Below are 21,334 nucleotides of genomic sequence, written 5' to 3'. Positions count from 1 at the left end.
ACGCCAAATCATGACGTTATCAATGCGGAGAGTGGATGATGGGCTGTTGCAATAAAGATAAAGACTGTGAAAAACAGCAACGAAAAAGATCCATTCCTTGGTTTTCTCTCGTCGTAGTGTTGCTGGCACTACTGGTACTTTTCAACTGGCAATAAAAATGGGCCACTTTGTTGTGGCCCATTGAACTCGGTTGACAAGGATATTATTGCTGTTCTTGCGCCAAGATGGCAAAACAGCGATCCGCCGCTTCGAGCGTTGCATCGATCTCTTTTGAGCCGTGCGCTAAAGACGTAAAGCTGGCTTCAAAAGCAGAAGGCGCCAAATAGACACCGTGCTCAATCATCAGATGGAAGAAACGTTTAAATCTTTCAACATCGCACTTGGTCACATCTTCATAGCAAGTAATTTGCTCTTGTTCGGTGAAGAAGAAACCGAACATGCCGCCGACTTGGTTGACCACTAGAGGGATGCCGTGTTTGTCGGCTAACGATTTGAAACCGTCAGCCAATTGTTTGGTTTTCGCCGCTAAACGTTTTTCGTTGCCTTCTTCTTTTAACAAATTCAGGCAAGCGTAACCCGCTGCCATCGCAACAGGGTTGCCCGATAGCGTGCCAGCTTGGTAAACCGGACCCGTTGGTGCGATAAACTGCATCACATCCTTACGTCCACCAAACGCACCAACTGGCATACCACCACCAATGATTTTACCCAGCGTGGTGAGATCGGGTTTGATGTCGTAATACGCTTGCGCGCCGCCCAGTGCTACACGGAACCCCGTCATCACTTCATCAAAAATTAACAGCGCGCCCTCTTGGTCGCAAATGTCACGCAGCCCTTGGTGGAAACCTTCCACTGGTGGAATGCAGTTCATGTTACCAGCGACAGGTTCGACGATGATACAGGCGATTTCGCCTGAGTTGGCAGCAAACAGTTCACGCACTGAATGCAAATCGTTGAAGCGAGCGGTCAGCGTATGTTTGGCAAAATCAGCAGGGACCCCAGGCGAGCTTGGTTGACCAAGGGTTAATGCGCCCGAACCAGCTTTGACCAGCAAGCTGTCTGCATGGCCGTGGTAGCAGCCTTCAAATTTGACAATTTTGTCGCGGCCAGTAAATCCACGTGCCAAACGAATCGCGCTCATGGTCGCTTCAGTACCTGAGCTCACCATACGCAACTGTTCCATCGATGGCACAAGCTGTGAAACCAGTTCGGCCATTTTGATTTCCATCTCGGTCGGCGCACCAAAGCTCAAACCGCGCTGTGCTGCGTCAATTACTGCTTCACGAATCACCGCGTGGTTGTGACCGAGAATCATAGGCCCCCATGAACCCACGTAGTCGATATAAGCTCTACCGTCCGCATCAAAGATCAACGCGCCATCGGCTCTTTCAACAAAAATTGGCGAACCGCCAACGCCATTAAAGGCGCGCACCGGAGAATTCACTCCGCCAGGGATGGTCTGTTGGGCTTTCTGATACAGCTCGGATGATTTGGTCATGGGTTTATCCTCTTCTGATTGCTCGGGACCAAGTGGCGGGCATTGTACCTCTCTAAGAGGCAGTTAGAAATATTTTGCTGAGCTTTATGACTCCTTTCACGAGTTTACGGAAAATATTCAGGCTAGAATGTATTGCTTAAGAGCGAACTATAAAGTGGTGAATACTTGAACGTATTGGTCAGGTATTGGATAATCGCTCTCATATCAACAAAGATACGTCCGTCGCGTGAGTTATTTGGAATACTCATACCGACGGCATTACACGAGTGAGAGAGGTCGTCGTGAGCGATATGAATGTACCAATATCCTTTTCGGATGCAGCAGCGGCACGGGTAAGAATGTTGATTGCTGAGGAAGAAAATCCTGCGCTGAAATTGCGTGTCTATATTACTGGCGGTGGTTGCAGCGGTTTCCAGTATGGTTTTACTTTTGATGAAAACGTCAACGACGGTGATATGACCATTGAAAATAGTGGTGTCATTCTGGTGGTTGATCCTATGAGTTTGCAGTATTTGATCGGCGGTGTAGTCGATTACACGGAAGGGTTAGAAGGATCGCGTTTCTTCATCGATAACCCAAATGCCAAGACCACCTGTGGTTGCGGCGCCTCGTTTAGCGTGTAATCCGGTTAGACTTTTCTTCAAAGGTAGTTGTATTGCGCAACTACCTTTGTTTTACGCCGCTAGGATATTGCGTAAAACACGCTCCAGACTCCGGGGAGCAAACAAAAAGGACTTTTTATGTCTATCAAACAACAAGGCCGCTTTTTTTTGCAGCGTCCATGGCTAGTTTCTCTACTTATTATCCTCGCATTAACCACGTGGCTTAGTGTGGGTTCTCTGCAAGCCGAAGAGCCGGCTCCCCTCACCAAAGAACAAGCTATTCCACTCGCGAGTGTCGTTTTTCAAACCTTTAACGCGCAAAATACCGCCAAGAGTATTGATCTCTATGGCCGTACTGCGCCCAATCGGCAAGCCAAGTTAGGCGCTGAAATCGCTGGAAAAATTGTGCGCTTAGACGTTGAGAAGGGCCAAGCGGTACGTAAAGGTCAAGTGGTCGCCGTGATAGACAAACGCGATCTCGAATCCCAGTTGCAGCGTGCCAAAGCCATGCTGGACGTTCGGCAGAAAGAATTCAAAGCGGCGCAATCGCTCAATAACCGTGGCCTACAAGGTGAAGTGGCCTTTGCCACGGCCGAAGCGGCCTTAGTGGAAGCGAAAGCGAATCTGGTGACGGTGGAAACCGAGCTGCGCAACACCGAAGTAAAAGCCCCTTTTGATGGCATTCTAGATAGTCGTTTTGTCGAACTCGGCGATTTTGTTGGCATTGGCGACCCAGTAGCGACGGTGATTGACTTGGATAAGCTGGTGATAGAAGCGGATGTCAGTGAGCGCCATGTGCAATCGCTTGCCAACTCGCAAACGGCGAAAGTCCGTCTCCTCAACGGGCTGGTCTTGGACGGTAAGATGCGCTACGTAGGGCAGGTCTCGTCTCCCGCCACTAATACCTTCCCGATTGAAGTCGAAGTGGATAACCGCATGCAGAGAATCCCGGCAGGGGTGAGCGCTGAAGTGCATCTTACTCTAGATGAAACCTTAGCCATCAAAGTAACGCCTGCCATGCTGGCACTGGATAACAATGGCAATCTAGGCGTGAAGACTTTGCAAGACAGTGTGGTGCGTTTTGTGCCTATTCAACTGGTCAAAGCGGAGCAAGATGGCGTTTGGCTCTCAGGGTTGGGAGACAAAGTTGACATTATCGTCCTTGGTCAAGGGTTTGTGCGCGATGGTGATAAAGTCCATGCGACGCGCCAAGCCAGCGTAGCGGTCAATTAAGGAGGCGATATGTTTTCTATCATAGATGCGGCCTTATCGCGTTCGCGCACCATGATCAGCTTGCTGATCTTGATTTTGATTGCCGGTGTGGGCACCTACATGACGATTCCCAAAGAGTCGAGCCCAGATATCACCATTCCGATTATCTATGTTTCGGTGAGTCATCAAGGCATTTCGCCTGCCGACGCTGAGCGGCTGTTGGTTCGGCCGATTGAGCAGGAGCTGCGCTCGATAGAGGGCGTAAAAGAGATGACGTCTACGGCTTCAGAGGGACATGCTTCTGTGGTGTTGGAGTTTACCGTTGGCAGTGATTTGGCCAAAGCCATGGCGGATGTGCGTGAAGCGGTCGATTTGGCTAAGCCAAAATTGCCGACGGAGAGCGATGAGCCAACGGTGAACGAAGTGACGCTCGCCTCGGAAGAGCCTGCTTTGTCGGTAGTGTTATATGGCACGGTGCCGGAGCGCACGATTGTTCAGGTAGCCCGTCAGCTTCGTGACAAACTCGAAAGCTTTCGTCAGGTGCTGGAAGTGGACATTGCCGGTGACCGAGAAGATATCGTGGAAATCGTCGTCGATCCGCTACTGATGGAGAGCTATGGTCTTGATCAGGGCGATATCTATAATTTGATCGCCTTGAATAACCGCGTCGTTGCGGCAGGTTTCGTCGACACCGGCTACGGCCGTTTCTCGGTGAAGGTACCTTCGGTTTTCGACTCACTTAAAGATGTCTTAGAGCTGCCGATCAAAGTGGACGGCAAGCAAGTGATCACCTTTGCCGATGTCGCAACGGTGCGCCGCTCTTTTCGCGATCCGGAAAGTTTTGCCCGCCTCGATGGTAAATCTGCCGTGGTGTTGGATGTCAAAAAGCGCGCAGGTGAGAACATCATCGAAACGGTTGAGTTGGTAAAACTGGTTATCGAAGAGGGGCAAAAAAGAGACGACTGGCCTGCGAACTTGTTGGTTAAATACACTTGGGATCAGTCAAAAGACGTTGAGTTGATGCTCAACGATCTGCAAAACAACATTTTGTCGGCCATTATTCTGGTGGTGATTGTCATCATCGCCATCTTAGGTGTTCGCACCGCGTTTTTGGTTGGCGTATCGATTCCGGGCTCATTTTTAACTGGTTTACTGGTGCTGGCCGTGTTTGGTTTAACCGTCAATATTGTGGTGCTGTTTGCTCTTATCATGGCAGTTGGCATGTTGGTTGACGGCGCGATTGTGGTGACGGAGTTTGCCGATCGACGCATGCAAGAAGGCGTGGACAGGCGCAGTGCCTATCTTGATGCCGCCAAACGTATGGCGTGGCCGATTACCGCTTCCACCGCGACCACGCTCGCCGCTTTTGCCCCTTTGCTCTTCTGGCCAGATATTACTGGCGAATTCATGAAGTATTTGCCGCTGACCTTGATAGCAACGTTAGCGGCTTCTCTGATTATGGCGCTGCTGTTTGTACCCGTACTCGGTGGTTTGATTGGTAAACCACAAAATGTTTCCGCTGAAAATCAACGTCGTATGGTAGCACTGCACAATGGTGAGTTTGATAAGGCAACGGGCATTACTAAGCTTTACTATCAAACCCTAGCCATTGCGATTCGTCACCCGCTGAAAATTCTGTTGAGTGCGATCTTACTGGCGGTTGGTATCGGTTTTACCTACAGCAAAGCGGGGCTTGGAGCGGAATTCTTTCCAGAGGTTGATCCGCCTTTCTTTACCGTTAAAGTTCGCTCTTATGGCGATCTCTCTATCTATGAGAAAGATGTCGTGATGCGTGGCATTGAGCAAGTCATGCTCGGTCACGATGAGTTTGAGAGTGTTTACACACGAACAGGGGGCGATGATGAGATAGGGCAGATTCAGATCACGCCAGTCGATTGGCAATACCGTCGCAAAGTGAAAACCATTATCGAAGAGTTAAAGCAAACGACGTCGAAATTTGCTGGGGTGGAAATTGAGTACAAGTTCCCAGATGCAGGGCCGCCAGTGGAACATGATCTCGTGATCGAAATGTCTTCGCGTGTGCCCGATTACTTAGACGAAGCCGCGAAAATGGTGCGTCATTGGGCGGATAACAATCCCGCTTTGACCAATCTCAGTGACTCTTCGAGTAAAGATGGGATTGACTGGCAGATCGATATTCGTCGTGATGACGCTGCTCGCTTTGCTGCTGATGCCACCTTAGTCGGTAATACGGTGCAGTTTGTCACCAATGGCTTGAAAATTGGCGATTATTTGCCAGATGATGCGGATGAAGAAGTCGATATTCTAGTACGCTATCCCGAAGACAAACGCGATATTGGCCGCTTTGATCAATTGAGGGTGAAAACGGCAGCGGGATTAGTTCCCATCACCAACTTTGCGGAGATCAAACCCAATCATAAGCAAGATACCATTAAGCGTATTGACGGGCATCGCGTGATTAACGTGATGGCGGATATGGCTGAAGGCTACAATTTGGCGTTGGAACTGCCGAAAATTGAACAAGCGCTCAGTGAACTCGGCCTTCCTTCTGGGGTGGAGTTTAAAATCCGTGGGCAAAATGAAGAGCAGGAAAACTCGTCTGCCTTTTTGCAAACGGCGTTTATGGTGGCGCTGGCCGTGATGGCTTTGATTCTTATCACTCAGTTCAACAGTTTCTATCAAGCGTTTCTAATCTTAAGTGCGGTGTTATTTTCAACCGTTGGCGTGTTTGCTGGGTTACTGATTTTCCAAAAGCCCTTTGGCATTATCATGTCTGGAATTGGGGTTATCGCCCTAGCGGGCATTGTGGTGAACAACAACATTGTGTTGATTGATACTTACAACCAACTGAGAAAACGTGGATTGGAGAGGGAAGAAGCGATTCTCAGAACCGGGGTTCAGCGTTTACGCCCGGTAATGTTAACCACCATTACGACCATTTTGGGTCTGCTGCCAATGGTGCTTGAGATGAACATCGATTTGATCAATCAGAAAATCGAGTTCGGTGCACCGAGTACTCAATGGTGGTCGCAATTGGCAACGGCAGTTGCGGGTGGGTTGGCTTTCGCGACCGTTCTAACGTTAGTGCTTACGCCCTGTTTGTTGATGTTGGGCCGCGAGAAAGCCTCACCCATTGTGCCTGATGAATATGAGCAGCTGATTGCGGATGAAGAAGCGGCAGATACTGCGGTAAAATAGCGCTGTGAGAGGTATTGGGTGAATTAAAAAGAGGCAATTTGAATTGCCTCTTTTCTTTTGCCCGAAGGTTATTGCATTGCCAGCAGTTTGCTGTAGCGCTCCAATTTTTCCAGACTCAGTGTGGAGTTGGCGATAAAGGTCTGCTTTGCACTTCCGCTCAGTGATTGCGCCTGAGGCAAACTTACCGTTCTGGGGTTTTTATGCACCCCATTCACCAAAAATTCGTAGTGTAAGTGCGGACCCGTGACGCGACCTGTTCCACCAAGCGTGCCAACCGTCTGCCCTTGTTTTACCCGTTGGCCCGTTTTGACCAGACGCTTTTTCATATGCAGATATTTGGTGATGTAAGTATTGCTGTGTTTGATAAACACGTAATTACCGTTGAACTGGTTGTAGCCAGATTGCAAAACCACGCCATCTCCCGCCGCCCAAATAGGAGTGCCCACTGGCGCAACGTAATCCGTGCCACGGTGTGCTTTAACTTGGCCAGTCACAGGGTGAAGGCGACGTGGATTGAAATTGGAACTGACACGGCGAAAATCGATCGGTGCCCGAAGGAAGGCTTTTTTCATCGCACGGCCATTCTCATCGTAGTAATTGTCGGTTCTATCATCATAAATCGCAGTGAATGTTTCGCCTTGGTTGTGGAAAATCGCTGCGATGATCCGTCCGCGACCAATCACTTCTCCTTCAACGACTTGTTCTTGATACAAAACGCGAAAACTGTCTTTTTCACGAATATCTAACGCAAAATCGATATCCCAACCAAAAATGCCCGCCAGTTCCATGATTTGGTTAGGGGTTAAATTAGCGCTGATTGCTGCGTTCCAGAAATTGGAAGTAATCGTGGCTTCGGCGTAGGCGTACTGATAGTTGACCTCTTTGCGATCCAATTGTGAAACAAATTGCTCGCCTTCTTTCTGTATGGCAAAGGTTTCGAACGCGTTTAATTGTCTTTTGAGTTGCAGCAGATTGTTTTGCTCATCAAAGCCAAATTGCAACAGATCGCCAGGGCGCAGCTTGGTTAACTGCTCTTGAATATCGCTGTTGGTGCTGATCAGTTGGTGAAGCAAACTGGCCGACAAACCAATACGGCTAAAGAGCAAGGCGGCGCTTTCGCCTTCTTTCACTCGGTGCTGTTCCCAACGACTGATGGCCGACTCGGCGCTAAGTGGCGTTGTAAGAGAAAAGCTTTGCGTATTGAGTTCAATCGGATAATGCAATCCGACTTGCAAATGATTTTCCTTGGGGCGCAAATCGTTCACATCGGGGAGCAAAAAGGCAGCGCTGAATATAATTGCACTAAAAAAGCCGATGAACATTTTGTGCAGCAGTGGAAGACGGGTAAAAATCGAAAGCATGTCTGGTTTTTAATGATATCTAAGAGAGAAAAATAACCTTGGATTAGTCTAACTTGTTTCAAAATGCAGTGCTATTCAAGTAAGATGTCCAGCTATTATATTTTGCCAAATTTGTGGGAGTGAACAAGCATGGCGAGCATTGAAGCTGCACTAGCCGAGATTAAACGCGGTGTTGAAGAGCTGATTCCAGAAGAAGAGCTCATCGCAAAATTAAAAGAAGGCCGTCCTCTACGGATCAAATTGGGGGCGGATCCGACCGCACCTGACATCCACCTTGGCCACACGGTGATATTCAATAAGCTTCGCTTGTTCCAAGAATTAGGTCATGAAGTGACATTCCTGATTGGTGATTTTACCGCTATGGTCGGTGACCCAACGGGTAAGAACAGTACGCGTCCGCCGCTCAGCCGTGAAGATGTACTTCGTAACGCTGAAACTTATAAAGAGCAGGTGTTCAAAATCCTTGATCCAGCGAAAACCAAAATTCAGTTCAACTCTGAATGGCTTTCTGAGCTGGGTGCGGAAGGGATGATTCGTCTTGCAGCGAACCAAACTGTGGCGCGTATGCTTGAGCGCGATGATTTTAAAAAGCGTTACGCGGGTGGTCAGCCGATAGCCATTCACGAATTCATGTATCCACTGTTGCAAGGCTGGGACTCGGTTGCGATGGAAACCGATGTTGAGCTTGGCGGTACTGACCAGAAATTTAACTTATTGATGGGCCGTGAACTGCAAAAATCTCACGGCCAGAAGCCGCAAGTGGTACTGATGATGCCACTGCTTGTTGGCCTTGATGGCGAGAAGAAAATGTCGAAATCGTCGTGCAACTACATCGGTATCAGCGAAGCGCCGAGTGAGATGTTCGGCAAGATCATGTCGATATCAGACACTTTGATGTGGAGTTACTACGAGCTGCTCTCTTTCCGTCCTTTGGAAGAGATTGCACAGTTCAAAGCAGACGTTCAAGCGGGTAAAAACCCACGCGATATTAAAGTGCTGCTGGCGAAAGAGATCATTGCTCGTTTCCATAGCGAAGCGGATGCAGACGCCGCTGAGCAAGAGTTTGTCAACCGTTTTGCTAAGAACCAAGTGCCTGATGACATGCCAGAGTTTACGTTTGCCGCAGGTATCGCGATTGCGAATCTGTTGAAAGACGCCGAGCTGTGCGCATCGACCTCGGAAGCGATACGTATGGTTAAACAAGGCGCAGCGAAGCTGGATGGTGAGAAGATCGACGATGCTAAACTTGAGCCGGTTGCTGGCACTTATGTGTTCCAAGTTGGCAAGCGCAAGTTTGCTCGTGTCACCATCGCCTAAACTCGGCTGATTGTATTAAATTGAAAAAGCGCCTTTCGAGGCGCTTTTTTTGTTGGCTGCTACCCCTACCCCTAACCCTACCCCTAACCCTAACCCTACCCCTAACCCTAACCGTTAGGGGCGCTGAGTCGTGACTTGGCTAAACTGCAGCAAATCACGATAGAAGGCGTTTTCAAATTGGGTAATCGGCGCCACTGGCGTGCTTTCCTCTGACGGGTAGTAGTCAGTGATAAACTGCACAAAAGCGGATCTCGGTTGGCCGCTTTGGTCTAGTACAAACCCGGCCATGTTATAGCTGCCATACAGTGAACCACTCTTGGCGAGAATTTGCCCTTTCACGGGTTCTTGGCGCATGCTTTGGCGGTATTTTAATGTCCCAGAGACACCGGATTTCGGTAGCATGGAGAGAATTCGCAGCTGGGCATCGTGTTGCCAGAGATATTTTAATATCGCCATCATATCTTGTGGGCTCATGCGGTTATTGCGTGATAATCCCGAACCATCAGCAAGCTGTGCTCTGGAGAGATCGATGCCCGCCTTGGCGAATAAGACTTGCTTGATCGCTTCGGTGCCGTTGTTAAAACTTCCCGGCTGAAGATAGAAGTGGGCGCCGAGCGCTTTGGTCAGGTTATCGGCGATCAAGTTGTCAGAATGCTTGAGCATTGAATCGAGTAAAGTCGGCAATGGAGCGGATTGATGCGTCGCGATCAAGATGGCCGAGGTCGAGTTTGGTACACCAATACGAATCTGTCCAGTGAACTTGATATCGAGCTGTCGTAGTAGGGTGTAAACAATTCGTGTCGCGTACTGTGTTGAGTCCTGCACTGCAAATTTAAGAGGTAACGGCTTATCGCGTTCGACTAGACATCCTTGGAGTTGATACTGGTTGTTGCTTGAGGTCAAAAGTTCTAAATCACAATGGCTGGCTTCTTTGATCGTTTTGGAAACGGTTTTTACGTCAGTCGTCACATAGATAGGAAAGTGCTCTGGTACGTAAACGCGTGTGTTTCCATCATCTTGGGTATAAATAGATGCTTGGACACAGTTTTCATCCAGAGTAATGGCACTCGATGGCGCACTGTAGCAAACGCCCAAAATATCCCACGGCCAACCCACGGCGCGTTCATAGCCCGTAAACACACTGTTATCCAGCCAAATATCGCCCGAAATTTGCGTTATCCCCTGTGCTTTTGCCTCAGCAAAAAGGGTTTTGAGCCGGTCTGTTGTGAGCGTGGGATCACCAGAAAAGCGTAAAATAACATCCTGCTTATCGCGCAGCAGTTGGGTGGTAAAAACAAAATCGTCTCCCAACTCTAATTTGGCTGCCAGTGCAGTGGCTAATTTTAAGGTACTCGCCGGTGGAAAAAGCTGTGGATTGCTTGGTAAGCTACTCAGGCTGGTTTGGTTTTGTAAGTTCTCAACCCACAAGCTGCTTCGACTACCCTCAGGCAGGTAAGCCAAAGGCGCATAATTGTCCGCTTGTACCGAGGAGATATGAGCAAAAAAGCCGCAGCCGAGAAGATACAATGATTGAAGAAAAAAGCGCATGCGTATTGCCTGTTGAATATCAAAGTGACAACAGTATAGCGGGGATAAAAAACGCCTGCTAGTTGAGCAGGCGTCGAGAGTCGTAGGCCGAATAAGGCGTATTAGAAGTCGTAACGTAGACCAATAGCCAGTTCGTCTTCTGCTTGTGCTTTGGTTGCTGTCGCAACGGTGCTAGCAACAGTACCGTACTTATCACCTGCATCAATCAGGTTAAAGTTGTAAGAAACATAACCACGGAAGTTTGGTTTGAAGTAGTAAGTGGCATCCAGTGCTACGTTATCTGCAGAAGTGTTGCTGTTGGTTTCTGCATTGTTATAGGTGGTAGTAAAGACGGTTTGACCCATAGTGTAGCGAGCAGCCAGCTCGTAACCTGTGTAGTCACCACCCGTTTTCGCTAACTCACCATCGGTGTAAATGCCTGCGAAGTACAGATCACCCATAGTGTAAGACGCTGCTAGCATGTACTCATTTTGATCTTTTTGATCGGCGTAACCACCACCAAGCGCCAAGCCAGTATTACCGATAGCGTAGATGGCTGAAAGTGAGTAGCCATCTTGACCATTATCTGTGTAGTAATCAGTGATGTCGTTTTCACCCGCAATTGAACCGTCATTTTTCCTGTTTTCACGATCTGCAAAGCGGTAGCTCGCTTTCACCGTTAGAGCGTCAAATTGACCAGCATAGGCAACCATATTATCTACGCGGTCAGCTGCTGCAATTTTCTGTGCTGCAGAGTTACCGTGGTAAGACATGATATCGGTAAAGTCAGTGATGATGCCTAGCGCGCCATCATTTTTACCATAAGTGATCTCGCCAAAAGTACCGCCAATACCTGCATAAGTGTAGCGATTATCTAGATGGTTGTTCTCTTTGTTGCTGCCGTTGTCAGCCGTTGTAAATTCGCCCTCAAAAAAGCCCACACCATACAGACCATCTTGGATGTCAGCTTTACCCAATAGGTTCACTCGGACACGTGAGTTGTCTTGTGCTTTGCCATCTTTTATTGAAAGACGCGCTTCTGCACGACCACCTATATCTAGAGAAGCACCGTCTTGGTTGTAAATTTCAGTTGCATTCACACCCGTTGCCACTGCAGCAGCAGATACCGAAAGAGCAATTAATGTCTTTTTCATCGTTTTATAGTCCTAGTTTTAGCAGTCCATATATCGCTATGAGTGAGGCTTAACGCTCTCGTAACAGATAGCTTTGTTTTGGTTGAATCTTCGCTGCGGCTACCCATAAACGTTTGAGGAGTAACGCATATAAGAGCGAACAACGTCGTTTGACTGCCATGTTGTACTGCCAAACCTCACGAGGTGGTTAGTAAAATGATATAAATTCTAATAATGAACACTGTTCGATTTTTGATTTTTGCTTTTAATTTATTGAATGTAAATGTTATTTGTTTTTTCTGCGTGTGGGGTGGCTTAGTTTTTTTTTATCTTTTTTTAGTTGTTTTCCTGCAACTTAATCGTTAGGAATGTTGTCTATTACAGCAGGCTATGGCTATTTTCGCAGGCTATACATGTTTGTTTGAGGCAGCGAAAAGCGATAGAACAAATTAAGATGATTTGGTGATAAAGTTTGTTTACACTAAACACATAAATGTTCTGTAACTACCTACTCCTATGAGTGGGTAGATTTTTTTTGTCCAAAGGACACTTTGGCATAGAGGTAGAAAATGGAAAAAGTTCCAATGACAGCTCGCGGCGAACAGTTGCTGCGCCAAGAATTAGAAAGATTGCTCAAGTTGCGTCCACAGATTTCCGAGGCCATTGCTGAAGCCCGTGAGTTGGGCGATCTGAAAGAGAACGCCGAGTATCATGCTGCTCGTGAAGAGCAGGGGATATGCGAAGCGCAAATTCGTGATATTGAGTATAAATTGTCCGTGGCTCAGGTGATTGATGTGAGCAAAATGGAAAACACAGGTAAGGTTATTTTCGGTTCGACCGTGACATTGATCGATTGCGATACCGACGAAGAAAAAACGTATCAAATTGTTGGTGAAGATGAAGCTGACATCAAGGCTGGGCGCATTTCTGTCAGTTCGCCAATTGCACGTGGCCTGATCGGTAAAATGGAAGGTGATGAAGTGGCAATCACCACGCCTGGCGGCACGAAAGATTTTGAAATTGACCGCGTGGAATACATCTAAGCGTTTGATAACTAAAATGACGAGAAAGGTCGCACTGCGCGACCTTTCTTTTGTTCGTTTCCTACGTAAATATCGTCATTACTTACGTGGAAGTTCAATTTTACGTTGTTCCGATTGACGGAAAAGTACCAAAGTTTTACCAATCACTTGTACTTTCTCCGCGCCAGTTTCACGAACAATCGCATCGACAATCAGCAGCTTAGTTTCTCGATCTTCAGAAGCAATTTTAACTTTGATCAGTTCGTGAGAATTAAGTGCAATTTCGATTTCGGCAAGCACGGCTTCTGTAAGTCCATTTGCGCCCATGAGCACAACAGGTTTTAAACTGTGAGCTAGGCCTTTTAGGTGCTGCTTTTGTTTGGTGCTTAGGTTCATTCCGCCGCCATTTTTATTTAAACTAAGGGTTGAAAAAACCTATTTTAGCGCCATCTATTGCTGAAGACTATAATTTATTGAGCGATAGAGTCTGCCTATCAAAGTAATAGGTCTGCAAACAGCTTCGTTGAGATTAGAATGAGTAAACAGAAACATTCGGCCAGTTCTGGTCGTTGGTTAAAAGAGCATTTTGATGATAAGTATGCAAATGAGGCCAGAAAAAAAGGCTATCGTTCCCGTGCTTACTTCAAAATTGAAGAGATTCAAACGAAAGATAAGTTGTTGAAACCAGGTATGACTGTGGTGGATCTAGGAGCTGCACCTGGTGGGTGGTCTCAGTATGCGGCTAAGATTCTCGGTGAACAAGGGCAAGTGATTGCTTGTGATTTGTTACCCATGGATCCGATTGCGGGCGTTAGCTTCTTACAAGGTGATTTTCGCGATGATGCTGTACTAGAAGCGCTTTTAGAGCGAATACAACCTTCGATGGTGGACGTAGTCATGTCAGATATGGCACCAAATATTGCGGGCAATAACTCGGTTGATCAGCCACGTGCTATGTACTTGGTTGAATTAGCTTTAGATATGTGTCGACAAGTTCTGGCGCCTAATGGTAGCTTTGTGGTCAAGGTTTTCCAGGGGGAAGGCTTTGATGAATACGTTAAAAACGTTCGCGACATGTTTAAGGTCGTAAAAATCAGAAAACCAGAGTCATCGCGAGCGCGTTCACGCGAAGTCTTTGTTGTAGCCACTGGTTACAAAGGTTAACTATTTAGCTCAAGCTGGGCAAAGTTAACACTATAGATACAGGTTACAAACTGTAGTACCCTACCTTTAATTACAATTAGTTATCGAGAGGCTGACACCTTGAGTGACATGGCAAAAAATCTAATTCTGTGGCTGGTTATCGCTGTGGTTTTAATGTCGGTATTTCAGAGCTTTGGCCCTGGTGAAAGTAACGGCAGAGCAGTTGATTACACCACATTTGTACAGGAAGTTGGCCAAGGCCAGATTCAGGAAGCAACCTTTAATAATGGTGAAATTAGTTTTGTTCGCCGAGGCGGAGGTGCGAAGTTCGTCACTTATATGCCTGTGTACGATCAAAAGCTACTTGATGACCTGATTAACCAAAATGTGAAAGTGCAAGGCACGCCTCCAGAAGAGCAGAGTCTACTTGGTACCATCTTTATCTCTTGGTTCCCAATGATCCTTCTGATTGGCGTATGGATTTTCTTCATGCGTCAGATGCAAGGTGGCGGCGGCAAAGGCGCCATGTCATTCGGCAAGAGCAAAGCGCGCATGATGAGCGAAGAGCAAATCAAAACGACATTCGGAGATGTGGCTGGCTGTGATGAAGCCAAAGAGGACGTAAAAGAGCTTGTCGATTATCTGCGCGATCCCAGCCGTTTCCAGAAGCTCGGTGGTAAGATTCCGACGGGCGTTTTGATGGTCGGTCCTCCAGGTACGGGTAAGACGTTGTTAGCTAAAGCGATTGCTGGTGAAGCGAAAGTACCGTTCTTTACTATCTCTGGTTCTGATTTCGTTGAGATGTTTGTTGGTGTCGGTGCTTCTCGTGTTCGCGATATGTTTGAGCAAGCGAAAAAAGCGTCTCCATGTATCATTTTTATTGACGAAATCGATGCGGTTGGTCGCCAACGTGGTGCTGGTGTTGGTGGTGGTCACGATGAACGCGAACAAACGTTGAACCAAATGTTGGTGGAAATGGATGGCTTTGAAGGCAACGAAGGCATCATCGTCATTGCTGCGACTAACCGTCCAGATGTACTAGACCCTGCCTTGTTGCGTCCTGGCCGTTTCGACCGTCAGGTTGTAGTTGGCCTGCCAGATGTACGTGGCCGTGAGCAAATTCTCAAAGTGCACATGCGCAAAGTACCGCTTGCGGGTGATGTTGAGCCTTCATTGATTGCGCGTGGTACTCCTGGCTTCTCAGGCGCTGATTTGGCCAACTTGGTCAACGAAGCGGCTCTGTTTGCGGCCAGAGGTAACAAACGTAACGTTTCTATGGTTGAATTCGAGCTGGCAAAAGACAAAATCATGATGGGTGCAGAGCGCCGCTCTATGGTGATGTCGGAAGAAACCAAAGAATCGACTGCTTATCACGAAGCTGGCCATGCAATTGTTGGCCGTTTGGTGCCTGAGCATGATCCGGTTTACAAAGTCTCGATCATTCCGCGTGGTCGTGCACTGGGTGTGACTATGTACTTGCCAGAACAGGATCGTGTCAGTATGTCTCGTCAGCACCTCGAGTCGATGATCTCTAGTCTGTATGGTGGTCGTTTGGCTGAAGAGCTGATTTATGGCGCAGAGAAAGTGTCTACTGGTGCATCTAATGACATTGAACGCGCCACAGACATAGCGCGTAAAATGGTCACTCAGTGGGGCTTCTCTGAAAAGCTTGGACCGATGCTTTATGCCGAAGATGAGGGTGAAGTTTTCTTAGGACGCAGCGTGACACAGACAAAACACATGTCTGATGACACCGCAAAACTCATCGATGATGAAGTACGTAAGTTGATCGACCGTAACTACGAGCGTGCGAGACAAATCCTGATCGATAATATGGACATCATGCACGCAATGAAAGATGCATTGATGAAGTATGAAACGATCGATGCTGGCCAGATTGATGATCTTATGGCGCGTAAAGAAGTGATTCGAGATCCTGCTGGATGGGCGGATCACGTGCAAAATTCGCAGCCTGAGAAACCAGCTGCGCCAGAAGCAAATGCGGAAGCAAAAGTCGAAAAACCTGAGCAAGTTGATGAATCAACGGTTGAGGCTGCAGATAAAAAAGATGCAGAATAACGGTTAACTATGAAGGAAAGCCCCGAGGAAACTCGGGGTTTTTGTATTTATTGCTATGATTTTACGTTCTGATAAAAAACAACTTGACCTTTCTACCCCAAAAATAATGGGTATTCTCAACGTCACGCCAGACTCTTTTTCTGATGGTGGGCAATTTACACACTTAGATGCTGCACTTCGCCAAGCAGAGAAATTGACCCAAGCGGGTGCAACCATCATTGATATTGGTGGTGAATCGACTCGCCCCGGAGCGCCGGAAGTGTCACTAGAAGAAGAACTCACTCGAGTGATTCCTGTGGTTAAAGCGATCCGAGCAAATTCTGATGTCTGGATATCAGTAGATACCAGTAAAGCGGAAGTGATGCGCCAAGCCATTGAGGCAGGCGCTGATCTGATTAATGACATTCGCGCATTGCAAGAGCCAGGTGCACTGGAAATTGCCGCCAAAGCACAAGTTCCCATTTGCTTAATGCATATGCAAGGTCAGCCTCGAATTATGCAACATAGTCCTAACTATCAAGACGTGCTGCAAGAAGTCGGTGAGTTCCTGAGGGAAAGAGTTAAAGTGTGCGAACAAGCGGGGATAGCAAAAGAGTTGCTGATTTTGGATCCTGGCTTTGGCTTTGGGAAAACGATCGAACACAACTATCACCTTCTCGCGCATCTCGAATCCTTCCACCAATTTGGTTTGCCACTACTGGCTGGGATGTCGCGCAAATCGATGATCTTTAAATTGTTGGACAAAAAGCCTGCCGATTGCATGGTCGCTAGTGTAACATGTGCCACCATTGCTGCTTTGAAAGGGGCTCAGATTATTCGCGTCCATGACGTTGAAGAGACGGTTGAAGCGATGAAAATCATCCAGATGATGGAAAGCAACCACTGAGCCGAGAAGAAAAATAAAGGGAAAACTATGTCAGAAAAAAGACGTTACTTTGGTACTGATGGTGTGCGTGGAAAAGTTGGGCAGTACCCAATCACTCCGGACTTTGTACTAAAACTTGGCTGGGCGGCGGGTCGTGTCCTCGCCAAACAGGGCACAAAAAAAGTGATTATTGGCAAAGATACGCGTATTTCTGGTTATATGCTGGAGTCGGCTCTTGAGGCTGGCTTAGCGGCGGCAGGTTTAAAAGCCACGTTCACTGGCCCGATGCCAACGCCAGCGGTGGCGTATTTAACGCAAACTTTTCGAGCAGAGGCGGGGATCGTGATCTCGGCATCACATAACCCGTACTACGACAATGGCATTAAGTTCTTCTCTTCCGAAGGGACCAAATTACCCGATGAAGTGGAATTGGCGATTGAAGCAGAGCTAGACAAAGAGATCGAATGTGTTGAATCTGCGGCTCTCGGTAAAGCGACGCGTTTAAATGACGCCGCAGGCCGATACATCGAGTTTTGTAAAGGTACTTTTCCCTCTGCATTGAACCTTTCAGGGCTCAAAATTGTGGTCGATTGTGCCAATGGTGCCACGTACCACATTGCACCTAGTGTCTTTTCTGAGCTGGGTGCTGACGTCATAGCAATGGGTGTTGAACCGAATGGCATTAACATCAACCACGAAGTAGGCGCAACCGATGTGCGTGCATTACAAAAGCGCGTAGTAGAAGAAAATGCCGACTTAGGTTTGGCGTTTGACGGTGACGGTGACCGCATTATTATGGTCGATCATCTTGGCAATAAGGTCGATGGCGATCAAATTGCGTACATCATTGCCCGTGATGCTTTACGTCGTGGCGAATTGAAAGGTGGAGTGGTTGGGACATTGATGACCAACCTTGGCATGGAAAATGGGCTTAAACAGTTAGGTATTCCCTTTGTTCGCGCCGCAGTGGGTGACCGCTATGTGATGGAAAAGCTTTTGGAAAAAGGCTGGAAAATCGGAGCAGAAAATTCAGGTCATATCATTTTGCTCGATAAAGTCACCACGGGAGATGCGATTGTGGCGGCGTTACAAGTGTTAGCTTCAGTTGTCGGTAGCTCAATGACCTTGCATGACCTGTCGCAAGGGATGACACTTTACCCTCAAGTACTGGAAAACGTACGTTTTTCTGGCGACAGTAATCCGCTCGAAGCCGATGCCGTTAAGCAGGCGGTGACGGAAGTGGAAAATGTACTTGGCAGCAAAGGCCGAGTACTGTTGCGTAAATCTGGAACTGAACCGCTGCTGCGCGTGATGGTGGAAGGTGAAGATGCAGAACTGGTTACTCAGAGCGCTCTTAAAATCGCCGATGCAGTAAAAGCGAGCTGCTAGCGGCCGGTGCACCTTATCTCAGAGCCATCAATGGATGGCTCTTTTAGTAGCAAAACCTCCGATTTGTCCCTTTTTTGACCGCTTAATGCTTGAGTGAGGATTTTTTCTTAATTTTCGCTTGTCAGCACAGCATGCTTTCGATAGTATTGCTCGGCCTTCAGTTAGGAGGACGCTAGCCTTGTTTTAATGCTCTGTTTCTAGAGCCAAAAAACGGCGCTGGCTCAACAAATCGGAACATAGGTGGAAAAATGTTTACAGTTCTACTTGTGATTTACCTGTTGGCAGCGCTTGGTGTGATTGGCCTCGTGTTGATTCAGCAAGGTAAAGGCGCAGACATGGGAGCTTCATTCGGTGCTGGTGCGTCAAACACCGTGTTTGGTGCAAGCGGCTCAGGAAACTTCCTAACCAGAACGACTGCTATTTTAGCAACCGTATTTTTTGTTGTGAGCTTGTTGCTTGGCCGTATGTCAACGCACAAAGTCGAGTCTCAATGGGTTGATCCAACGCAGGGTCAAGTTATCGAACAAGTTCAGGACAATGTGAGTGATAAGCCTGCTCAGTCAGACGACATTCCTCACTAATCAGATTTGATTGCCGAGATGGTGAAATTGGTAGACACACTAGCATGAGGTGCTAGCGCCTATGGTGTGAGGGTTCGAGTCCCTCTCTCGGCACCATTGATTTACAAACTTGTAAATACTGCTGTTGCGCGTATAATGCACAGCAAGTCGGACGCGGGGTGGAGCAGCTTGGTAGCTCGTCGGGCTCATAACCCGAAGGTCGTCGGTTCAAATCCGGCCCCCGCAACCAATCTCCTTGAGATGCTATACAAGTTTGTCGTAGTGCTAACCACACTACTGTTAAGCGTTATCGGACGCTTGACATTTCAGGGTCCAGCAACAAAAAACCCCGACTGAATCGGGGTTTTTTGTTATCTGAATCTTCCTTTTTTAGGAAAATCAGATAGTTGCTTGGTTTTAGTATTGGGCTCTGAGCCCTTTTTTTGTTTCTGGAGTGGTTTAAATGACTGGTTTAGAGAGACAACTTACTGAAATGCTTGAAGCGCCTGTCGGTGCTTCAGGCTATGAACTCGTTGGATTAGAGTTTATCCGCGCGGGTGAACACTCAACATTACGTATTTACATTGATCATGAAAACGGAATTACGGTTGAAGATTGCGCCGAGGTTAGCCGTCAAGTCAGTGCTGTGCTGGATGTTGAAGATCCGATCACTGTGGCCTACAACTTGGAAGTTTCTTCACCAGGTTTGGACAGGCCGCTCTTTAAGCCAGCGCATTATGAGCACTTTATTGGTCACGAGGTCAGCATCGTTTTGAAAATGGCTGCAAGTAACCGCCGTAAATGGAAAGGTGTTATCCAGGGTGTGGATGGCGAAACCATCATGGTTATCGTTGATGGACAGCAGGAAGAATTTGCCCTGAGCAATATTTCAAAAGCTAACCTGATCCCTAAATTTTAGTTCCCTAAAAAAGTTTTCAGCTTAGAGGCTAATTAAATGAGTAAAGAAATTTTAGCGGTAGCAGAAGCGGTATCCAACGAAAAAGCGGTACCTCGTGAGCGTATCTTTGAAGCGCTAGAAATTGCTCTGGCGACATCAACTAAGAAAAAATACGAAATTGAAATTGATGTTCGTGTTGCTATCGATCGTAAAACGGGTGAATTCGAAACTTTTCGCCGTTGGCTAGTGGTAGAGAATGTAGAAAACCCAACCAAAGAGATCTCGTTTGAAGCGGCAAGCTTTGACGATGATTCGGTTGAAATCGGTGACTATATCGAAGATAAGATTGAATCAGTTACTTTTGACCGCATCACCACACAAACCGCAAAACAAGTGATCGTGCAAAAAGTACGTGAAGCTGAACGTGCACAGATCGTCGAGCAGTTTATCGACAACGAAGGTGATCTGATCACGGGTGTTGTGAAAAAAGTAAACCGTGAAACGGTTGTGCTGGATTTAGGTAACAACGCCGAAGCGGTGATTCTTCGTGATGATCAGCTACCACGTGAAAACTTCCGCCCAGGAGACCGTGTTCGTGGCCTACTATACAAGGTTGCACCAGAGGCTCGCGGCTTCCAACTGTTTATCACACGTTCAAAGCCAGAAATGCTGGCAGAGCTATTCCGTGTAGAAGTGCCAGAAATTGCGGAAGAGATCATTGAACTAAAAGGCGCTGCACGTGACCCAGGCTCTCGTGCTAAGATCGCTGTTAAAACGAACGACAGACGTATTGACCCTGTCGGCGCTTGTGTTGGTATGCGTGGTGCTCGTGTTCAAGCGGTTTCCGGCGAACTTTGCGGTGAGCGTATTGACATCGTTCTTTGGGATGATAACCCAGCGCAATTCGTGATCAACGCGATGGCGCCAGCGGATGTAGCATCTATCATCGTCGATGAGGATGCACACTCAATGGACATCGCAGTAGAAGCGGGTAACCTAGCACAAGCGATCGGCCGTAACGGTCAAAACGTTCGTTTGGCTTCTCAACTAACAGGTTGGGAACTGAACGTCATGACGGTTGAAGATCTGCAGAAGAAGCATGCTGAAGAGTCTCAAGCGTCTATTAATAACTTCATGAAATATCTAGATGTCGAAGAAGATTTCGCTCAACTGTTGGTTGAAGAAGGCTTCTCTACTCTTGAAGAGATTGCTTACGTTCCTGTGAATGAGCTGCTCGATATTGAAGGCCTTGATGAAGACCTGATTGAGGAGCTACGTAGCCGTGCAAAAGATGCATTGACCACTATCGCATTGGCACAGGAAGAAGCGTTTGAAGGCCTAGAGCCAGCAGAAGATCTGCTTCGCCTTGAAGGGCTCGAACGCGAAATGGCATTCAAACTGGCAGCAAAAGGTGTTGCGACACTGGAAGATTTGGCTGACCAGGGTATTGATGACTTAGAAGGTATCGAAGGCCTAACAGAAGCACGAGCAGGTGAACTCATCATGGCTGCGCGTAACATCTGTTGGTTCGGAGAAGAAGCATAATTT

The 21,334-nt window shown here is 47.5% G+C and carries 17 protein-coding genes and 2 tRNA genes; 14 read left to right on the top strand and 5 right to left on the bottom strand.

Annotated features, from left to right (window positions below; translation table 11 throughout):
- Positions 1-202 precede the first annotated feature (202 nt).
- Positions 203-1,498 (bottom strand): glutamate-1-semialdehyde 2,1-aminomutase, encoded by a 1,296-nt coding sequence (hemL, locus tag UF06_RS15005; RefSeq protein ID WP_045571156.1) that lies wholly within the window; start codon positions 1,496-1,498, stop codon positions 203-205.
- A 281-nt stretch (positions 1,499-1,779) separates the two neighbouring features.
- Here hemL and erpA point away from each other — a divergent pair, with 281 nt between their 5' ends.
- The 3 genes from erpA (at position 1,780) to UF06_RS14990 (ending at position 6,492) form a co-directional block, all read left to right on the top strand.
- Positions 1,780-2,121 carry an iron-sulfur cluster insertion protein ErpA gene (erpA, locus tag UF06_RS15000; RefSeq protein WP_045571155.1) on the top strand — a complete coding sequence of 114 codons (342 nt, stop codon included), beginning with the start codon at positions 1,780-1,782 and terminating at the stop codon, positions 2,119-2,121.
- Between the two features lie 117 nt (positions 2,122-2,238).
- Entirely contained in the window at positions 2,239-3,333 is a 1,095-nt protein-coding gene (locus UF06_RS14995; protein ID WP_045571154.1) for an efflux RND transporter periplasmic adaptor subunit, read from the top strand.
- Between the two features lie 9 nt (positions 3,334-3,342).
- Positions 3,343-6,492, top strand: a complete 3,150-nt coding sequence (locus UF06_RS14990) for an efflux RND transporter permease subunit (protein ID WP_045571153.1) — start codon at positions 3,343-3,345, stop codon at positions 6,490-6,492.
- Between the two features lie 68 nt (positions 6,493-6,560).
- Here the strand turns inward: UF06_RS14990 and UF06_RS14985 are convergent, their stop codons facing one another.
- Positions 6,561-7,853, bottom strand: a complete 1,293-nt coding sequence (locus UF06_RS14985; RefSeq protein WP_045571152.1) for a peptidoglycan DD-metalloendopeptidase family protein — start codon at positions 7,851-7,853, stop codon at positions 6,561-6,563.
- 129 nt (positions 7,854-7,982) lie between these two features.
- Between UF06_RS14985 and tyrS the strand changes: the two genes are divergently transcribed.
- Complete coding sequence (gene tyrS, locus UF06_RS14980) at positions 7,983-9,170, top strand: tyrosine--tRNA ligase (protein WP_045571151.1); 1,188 nt, start codon at positions 7,983-7,985, stop codon at positions 9,168-9,170.
- A 114-nt stretch (positions 9,171-9,284) separates the two neighbouring features.
- On the opposite strand, the gene dacB is transcribed toward tyrS, so the two are convergent.
- Together dacB and UF06_RS14970 are read right to left on the bottom strand one after the other, a co-directional pair.
- Positions 9,285-10,718 carry a serine-type D-Ala-D-Ala carboxypeptidase gene (gene dacB, locus UF06_RS14975; RefSeq protein WP_045571150.1) on the bottom strand — a complete coding sequence of 478 codons (1,434 nt, stop codon included), beginning with the start codon at positions 10,716-10,718 and terminating at the stop codon, positions 9,285-9,287.
- A gap of 101 nt (positions 10,719-10,819) precedes the next feature.
- On the bottom strand, positions 10,820-11,851 hold the full coding sequence (locus UF06_RS14970) for a porin (protein WP_045571149.1): 1,032 nt from the start codon (positions 11,849-11,851) through the stop codon (positions 10,820-10,822).
- A 548-nt stretch (positions 11,852-12,399) separates the two neighbouring features.
- Between UF06_RS14970 and greA the strand changes: the two genes are divergently transcribed.
- Positions 12,400-12,873, top strand: coding sequence for a transcription elongation factor GreA (greA, locus tag UF06_RS14965; RefSeq protein WP_039430391.1), 474 nt, complete (start codon positions 12,400-12,402; stop codon positions 12,871-12,873).
- 78 nt (positions 12,874-12,951) lie between these two features.
- Here greA and yhbY read toward each other — a convergent pair whose 3' ends face one another.
- Positions 12,952-13,248, bottom strand: coding sequence for a ribosome assembly RNA-binding protein YhbY (gene yhbY, locus UF06_RS14960; protein ID WP_045571148.1), 297 nt, complete (start codon positions 13,246-13,248; stop codon positions 12,952-12,954).
- 138 nt (positions 13,249-13,386) lie between these two features.
- On the opposite strand from yhbY, the gene rlmE reads away from it, so the two are divergent.
- The 9 genes from rlmE to nusA all read left to right on the top strand — a co-directional run bounded on the left by rlmE (position 13,387) and on the right by nusA (position 21,331).
- Positions 13,387-14,016 (top strand): 23S rRNA (uridine(2552)-2'-O)-methyltransferase RlmE, encoded by a 630-nt coding sequence (gene rlmE, locus UF06_RS14955; RefSeq protein WP_045571147.1) that lies wholly within the window; start codon positions 13,387-13,389, stop codon positions 14,014-14,016.
- A 99-nt stretch (positions 14,017-14,115) separates the two neighbouring features.
- Complete coding sequence (gene ftsH / locus UF06_RS14950) at positions 14,116-16,074, top strand: ATP-dependent zinc metalloprotease FtsH (protein ID WP_082069714.1); 1,959 nt, start codon at positions 14,116-14,118, stop codon at positions 16,072-16,074.
- Between the two features lie 55 nt (positions 16,075-16,129).
- Positions 16,130-16,960, top strand: coding sequence for a dihydropteroate synthase (gene folP / locus UF06_RS14945; protein ID WP_045571145.1), 831 nt, complete (start codon positions 16,130-16,132; stop codon positions 16,958-16,960).
- A gap of 27 nt (positions 16,961-16,987) precedes the next feature.
- Positions 16,988-18,328 carry a phosphoglucosamine mutase gene (gene glmM, locus UF06_RS14940; protein WP_045571144.1) on the top strand — a complete coding sequence of 447 codons (1,341 nt, stop codon included), beginning with the start codon at positions 16,988-16,990 and terminating at the stop codon, positions 18,326-18,328.
- 248 nt (positions 18,329-18,576) lie between these two features.
- The gene (gene secG / locus UF06_RS14935) at positions 18,577-18,909 is read left to right on the top strand and encodes a preprotein translocase subunit SecG (protein WP_045571143.1); all 333 of its coding nucleotides are present in this window, start codon (positions 18,577-18,579) and stop codon (positions 18,907-18,909) included.
- 12 nt (positions 18,910-18,921) lie between these two features.
- Positions 18,922-19,005, top strand: a tRNA-Leu gene (locus tag UF06_RS14930).
- A gap of 56 nt (positions 19,006-19,061) precedes the next feature.
- A tRNA-Met gene (locus tag UF06_RS14925) sits at positions 19,062-19,138 on the top strand.
- Positions 19,139-19,351: 213 nt separating this feature from the next.
- Entirely contained in the window at positions 19,352-19,807 is a 456-nt protein-coding gene (gene rimP, locus UF06_RS14920; RefSeq protein ID WP_039430384.1) for a ribosome maturation factor RimP, read from the top strand.
- A 36-nt stretch (positions 19,808-19,843) separates the two neighbouring features.
- On the top strand, positions 19,844-21,331 hold the full coding sequence (nusA, locus tag UF06_RS14915; RefSeq protein ID WP_045571142.1) for a transcription termination factor NusA: 1,488 nt from the start codon (positions 19,844-19,846) through the stop codon (positions 21,329-21,331).
- Positions 21,332-21,334: the final 3 nt, after the last annotated feature.

It is taken from the genome of Vibrio sp. S234-5 (assembly GCF_000960595.1).
Lineage (GTDB): Bacteria > Pseudomonadota > Gammaproteobacteria > Enterobacterales > Vibrionaceae > Vibrio.
The sequence above is the reverse complement of the archived record's forward strand: the minus strand, read 5'-3'. Positions and strand labels throughout refer to the sequence as shown.